The sequence below is a fragment of the Rhodoferax sp. genome (genome assembly GCF_010365055.1).
Lineage (GTDB): Bacteria > Pseudomonadota > Gammaproteobacteria > Burkholderiales > Burkholderiaceae_C > Rhodoferax.
The window spans coordinates 1-5670 of sequence record NZ_JAAFHA010000157.1; the positions used below are offsets into that span (position 1 = coordinate 1).

6 protein-coding genes and 1 pseudogene are annotated in these 5670 nt (G+C 59.7%); 3 read left to right on the forward strand and 4 right to left on the reverse strand.

The features are described from left to right. The 3 genes and pseudogenes from GZ093_RS20000 to GZ093_RS20010 form a co-directional block, all read left to right on the forward strand. On the forward strand, positions 1-932 hold a 932-nt coding region (locus tag GZ093_RS20000; RefSeq protein ID WP_296489414.1), incomplete at its 5' end, for an ATPase domain-containing protein. Next, complete coding sequence (locus tag GZ093_RS20005; RefSeq protein WP_296489415.1) at positions 929-2323, forward strand: ATP-binding protein; 1395 nt, start codon at positions 929-931, stop codon at positions 2321-2323. The genes GZ093_RS20000 and GZ093_RS20005, both read left to right, overlap by 4 nt. 381 nt (positions 2324-2704) lie before the next feature. Further along, positions 2705-4088: pseudogene (locus GZ093_RS20010) on the forward strand (EAL domain-containing protein). A 75-nt stretch (positions 4089-4163) separates the two neighbouring features. Here GZ093_RS20010 and GZ093_RS20015 read toward each other — a convergent pair. The 4 genes from GZ093_RS20015 to GZ093_RS20030 all read right to left on the reverse strand — a co-directional run. Beyond that, positions 4164-4400 carry a hypothetical protein gene (locus tag GZ093_RS20015; protein ID WP_296489417.1) on the reverse strand — a complete coding sequence of 79 codons (237 nt, stop codon included), beginning with the start codon at positions 4398-4400 and terminating at the stop codon, positions 4164-4166. A gap of 130 nt (positions 4401-4530) precedes the next feature. Then, complete coding sequence (locus tag GZ093_RS20020; protein WP_296489419.1) at positions 4531-4722, reverse strand: hypothetical protein; 192 nt, start codon at positions 4720-4722, stop codon at positions 4531-4533. A 159-nt stretch (positions 4723-4881) separates the two neighbouring features. Then, positions 4882-5133, reverse strand: coding sequence for an adenosylcobinamide-GDP ribazoletransferase (locus tag GZ093_RS20025; RefSeq protein WP_296489422.1), 252 nt, complete (start codon positions 5131-5133; stop codon positions 4882-4884). 163 nt (positions 5134-5296) lie between these two features. Next, a partial coding sequence (locus GZ093_RS20030; protein WP_296489424.1) for a methylmalonyl-CoA mutase family protein occupies positions 5297-5670 on the reverse strand: 374 nt, incomplete at its 5' end.

Genomic DNA, 5670 nt, shown 5'->3' on the forward strand with positions numbered 1-5670 from the left:
GGCTTACGCAGAATTTGCACCGCAATTCAATGGTGCGCAAGATTCAAGTGGTCAAAATGCGGGGTCAGGCCCAGGCACCGGGTTTGCATACTTTCCGCATCAGTGATCAGGGCATCCAGGTGTTCCCGCGCGCCATCGTCAAGCAGGGCCTGGCGCTTGAGGACGTGACCAAGGTCGCCCCCATCGCAGCACGTGTTGCAATGGGAACACCGGGCCTGGATGACATGCTGGGTGGCGGCCTGCCCACTGGCTATTCGCTCCTGTTGGTCGGGTCATCCGGTTCGGGAAAAACCATATTGGCAACGGAATTTTTGGCCGAAGGCGCACGCCGGGGCGAAACCGGCGTAATTGCGGCGTTTGAGAAAAGCCCCAGTCAAATGCTGGGCAACATGAAACTCCATTCGATGGTCCAGGCCGGACAAGTTGGCGTGATCGACACGCGCTCGCTGGATTTGTCAATTGACGAAACCCTGAATGATTTGATCGAGATGATCAATCGCATGCAGGCCAAGCGTGTCGTCATTGACTCCCTGTCCGGATTTGAGCTGGCACTGGCACCCGAGTTCAGCGAAGATTTCCGCGGATCGCTGTACCGAATGGTTGCCGAACTGACGGGCATGGGCGTGACCATCTTGATGACCTCCGAGCTGGAAGACCGCTACACCGACCTGCGCTTCAGTCCATACGGCAGTGCTTTTCTCGCGGACGCGATTGTCGTACAGCGGTATATCGAGATCGACAGTCAATTCAAACGCGCCCTCTCGGTCGTTAAAGTCCGGGGCAGCAACCACAGCAAGGACATACGGTTGTTTGACATTACCGAGGCCGGCATCGTTTTGGGCGAGCCCTTGTCTGGGTATGCCGGCATCATGACGGGCAGCCCGACGGTCAGCGCGCCGCCAGGACGATCGGGTGAAGGCCCTCGGGAATGAATCGCCCGGCCGCACGCGAAGATGCTGCGCACATGCGTGAAGACGCGGCCACCTCGCGCGAGGAAGCCATACAGGCGGCAAACGCGTCACAGGTAGCGTCCGACGAGCACATGCTGGTATTGCAGCAAGCCAACTCGAAGTTGGTCATCGCTGTCGTTGAAGCACAAATACTGACCGAACAGCTCGAACTGGCCAAGGCTGAGCTGGAGCGTGCCAAATCCGTGGCAGAAAAGGCCAACCTCGCCAAATCGGATTTCCTTTCCAGCATGAGCCACGAGCTGCGCACGCCGCTCAATGCCATCCTCGGTTTTACCCAGTTGTTGGAGTCGGGCTCGCCGCCGCCAACACCCACCCAAACGGCGAATATCAAGCAGATACTCCAGGCCGGCTGGTATCTGCTGACGTTGATCAACGAGATTCTCGATCTCGCCGTAATCGAGTCCGGCAAGCTGTCGGTATCGCAAGAACGGGTGTCGCTACTGGAGATCATGGGCGAATGCCAAGCCATGATCGAGTCGCAGGCGCAACAACGCGACATCCAGGTCAACTTTGGCCCCGTTGATGACACCTGGTTTGTCACCGCAGACCGAACGCGCGTCAAACAGGCTCTGCTCAACCTGCTGTCCAATGCCGTCAAATACAACCGCGAACATGGGACGGTGGAGGTGAAGTGCACGGCGAGCAGCCTTGAGCGCCTGCGCATCAGCATCAAAGACAGCGGTGCGGGGTTGACGGCGGAAAATATCGCGCATCTGTTTGAGCCGTTCAATCGCCTCGGGCAAGAGAACGGCGCCCAGGAAGGGACTGGCATTGGCCTGGTCGTCACCAAGCAACTGGTTGAACTGATGGGAGGCAGCATCGGCGTGGAAAGCAGCGTCGGCGTGGGCAGTGAATTCTGGATCGAACTGGTTCGGGACACGATGCCAAAACTTGCCGCTGGCAGTGACCTGCCCGCGGAACCTGCGCCGCCACCGGCGGGAAGTGCGGCGCTGCACACCTTGCTGTATGTGGAAGACAATCCGTCCAACCTGATGCTGGTCGCGCAAATCATTGAGCGCCGTCCCCATCTGCGCATGCTGAGCGCGAGCGATGGTGATCTCGGCCTGGCGCTCGCGCGCGCCCACCGCCCGGACGTGATCCTGATGGACATCAATCTGCGGGGCATCAGTGGCTTTCAGGTGCTGCAAGCGCTGCAGGCAGATCCCCAGACAGCGCACATCCCGGTGCTGGCCATCAGTGCCAACGCCATGCCACGCGATATCGAGAAGGGCCTGGCGGCTGGTTTCTTGCGCTATCTCACCAAGCCGATCAAAATCAACGAGCTCCTGCAAGCACTGGATAAGGCGCTGGCACCGGCCCCCGGCCAGCGCTTGACCCGAACGATTAGGTAAGGAAAGAGGATGGCAATGAACAACAAAGATGATGGCAGCGCCTCTGGCACCGTTGGCCCAGCTCAAGCGGACGCCTCAAGCCATCCCAAGGACAAGTTGCCAACGGTCCTCGAAGAAAGTATCGCCCGCCGGGAAAAATCGGTCCTTGACGATGAAGCGGCCGTACTGAGCCGCGAGAAATTGGTCACGGCACGAGAAGATACGGCGAATCTCCGGGAGATTGTTTCTGACAGGCGTGAAGACGCTGTCCTGGTGCGCGAAGGCGCCACGCAGGCGCGGGAAGGGGAATCCAATGTGCGCGAAGAAGCCGCCACTTCGCGTGAGGGGGAGATTCGCTCGGCAGAGGAGGCGTTGCAGGCAGGCGCCGCCGATCACATCGTCATGTTGCAGCAAGCGAACGCCAATCTGGTCATCGCTTCGATTGAAGCGCACAAACAGTCGGAACAAGCCGAAGCGGCTAAGGTTCAGTTGCATCATCTGGCCCATTACGATGTCCTCACCGATTTGCCCAATCGAATGCTGCTTCAGGACCGGCTTGGCCAGGCGATTGAGGGAGCCCGCCGGCAAGGCCGGCAACTCGCAGTGATGTTCCTGGACCTGGACCACTTCAAGCACATCAACGACTCCTTGGGACATTCGGTTGGCGACCGGCTGCTGCGGTCAATTGCACAGCGCCTGGTGGCGAGTGTGCGTCATTCGGATACCGTCAGTCGCCAGGGCGGGGATGAATTTTTGTTGCTGTTGCCCTTCATTGAGCACGCCGAAGACGCAGCGCTCACGGCTCAAAAGATGCTTGCGGCGCTCGCGCTGCCTCACCGCATCGACGCGCATGAGCTCCATAGCAGCGTGAGTATCGGTATCAGCATCTACCCCGGCGATGGCCAGGACGCGGAAACCCTGGTCAAGAGTGCGGACACCGCGATGTACCACGCCAAGGAACACGGGCGCAACAATTACAAGTTCTTCGAACCGGCCATGAATGCGCGAGCGGTCCAGCGGCAATCCATCGAAGCCGACCTGCGCGGCGCGCTGGAGCGCCGCGAGTTTGTGCTGCATTACCAGCCCAAAATAAATCTTCGCAGCGGCAAGATGGTCGGCGTCGAGGCGCTGATCCGTTGGGAGCATCCGCAGCTCGGCCTGCTGCTGCCGGCGCAGTTCGTGTCGATCGCCGAAGACTGTGGCCTGATCGTGCCGCTGGGTGCTGCGCGAAGCCTGTCTTCAGGCCCGGGCCTGGCAGCAGGCTGGCTTGGCGCCGATCACCGTCGCCGTTAACACCTCCGCGCTCGAACTCCGTGCCAAGGACTTTCTCGAAAATTTACGCGAAACACTCGAAAGTACGCTTCTGGAGCCCCGCTATCTGGAACTTGAACTGACCGAAAGCGTCCTGATGCGCAACGCCGAGTCCACGGGCGCCTTGCTACAGGCTATTGCAGACTTGGGCGTCAAGCTTGCCATCGATGACTTTGGCACCGGTTATTCCAGCCTGAGTTATCTGAGTCGGTTTCCGATCCATACCCTGAAGATCGACCAGTCGTTCGTGAAACAGATCACCAGCAACCCGGACGATGCCACCATCGTCAGTGCCGTGATCAATATGGGCAAAAGCCTGCGGCAAAGCGTCATTGCAGAGGGCGTGGAAACACCCGAACAGCGTGCATTTCTATTGGCCCAGCATTGCGACGAGGGTCAAGGCTACTATTTCAGTCGTCCGGTGGTGGCAGCGGCACTCGCGACCTTGTTGCAAACCGACTGCGCCCGTTTGTAGGATGCCCGCTCGCGTACGGTGGTGCCCGTATCGCTTGCAGACCCTGCACCCGGCCTTCGAGAGTCGATACTTGAGTCAGCTGATACGCCACCGCAAAAGCTTGGAAACCTTGCGCGAGTCACAGCATCCGGAGCAGACGCCTTCGCCGCTATAGCCCAGCCAGCAAGCGGCCAGCTGTCGCAGCAGGTCCATGGCAAAGCACCAAGCAATCAATGGCGGCACCGGCATCGACGGATGCCGGAATGAAAATGCGTAGGTCGATGGCGTGGCAGCAGCAGCTTCTGCTGCTGCTGCTGCCACGAGTGTGTTCACACTCCATGAGCCTGCCCTCGCTCTGGACTTTGTAATGGCCATTGCGCAGGATAGGTCGCCACGCAACCAGTCAAATTTTTTAGCGCAGCATGTGAATCGCAAGGGCGCGAGCTCGAGCGGGCCCGACGGCTTATATCCGTGGGTTCTTGGGCGTGTCCGAGATCGGTTTGCCGTCCTCGTCCAAGTCGGCGTTGGGCATGATGGCGGGAGAGCCCGCACCGGGCTCAGCGTCGACGTTGTCTTCGGCCTTATCCAGGAAATCATCCACTTCGTCGGTGGAATGTTTCGACGGTTCGATATGCGCAGTTTTTTGCTGGGTCATGGCGTTTCCTTGGTGTGGGTGGGGCCGCCAGTATTCGTCGTTTGTAACCGCGCGTCCATCGGTTGGCCGGAAGCTTTGCGGTAAGACCCCTCCTACAACCGAGGGACATTGGCGCGCCCCTCGGCCCTATAAAGGCACTGAAAAGACTGACGCCGTTGATCAGGTTCGCAGCGGCTTGGACTTGGAGCCGGCCGCATCGCCCACATCGGCCAGCCCGTCTTCATGGAAGGCGCCGGTGGTCATGACCGCAAATGCCTTCCCCCACACCGCCGCCAGGGCACCCACCAGCCAGCCGACGCCCGGAAAATGGGCGGTGCTGGCGCGCAGCATTGCCGGGCTGAAGCCAACCCGGTCGGCCAGCCGGCCTGTGACCGGAATGCGGGCAAGTAGGGCACCGAAAAACGTCCTCAAGAGTCGCGCTTTCCCTGATTTTGCGCTGTGCGTGGCTTCGCAAGCCTGAGCAGGTTCACTGCAAAAGGAAGGCCTTTGCAAATGGTAACTCCTAATTAAATAGCGCAGTACGCAGCATTCACGTGGGCTAGCGGCCTATTTAGCTTAAACCATATCCACATGGCTACATATTGCGCCGGTACTGCCCGCCCACCTCAAACAGCGCATTGGTGATCTGGCCGAGGGAACAGCAGCGCACGGCGTCCATCAGCACCTCAAACACGTTCTTGTTGTCGATCACGGCTTTTTGCAGGCGTTTGAGCATCGCCGGAGACTCCTTGGCGTGCAGCGCGTGGAAAGTGGCCAGGCGCTGTAACTGACTCTGCTTTTCCTCGTCGGTCGAGCGGGCCAGTTCCAGCGTGTCGTGCACCGCGTCGCCCTGCGGGTTGCGGAAGGTGTTGACACCGATGATGGGCAGCTCGCCGGTGTGCTTGAGCATTTCGTAGTGCATCGATTCGTCCTGAATCTTGCCGCGCTGGTAGCCGGTTTCCATGGCGC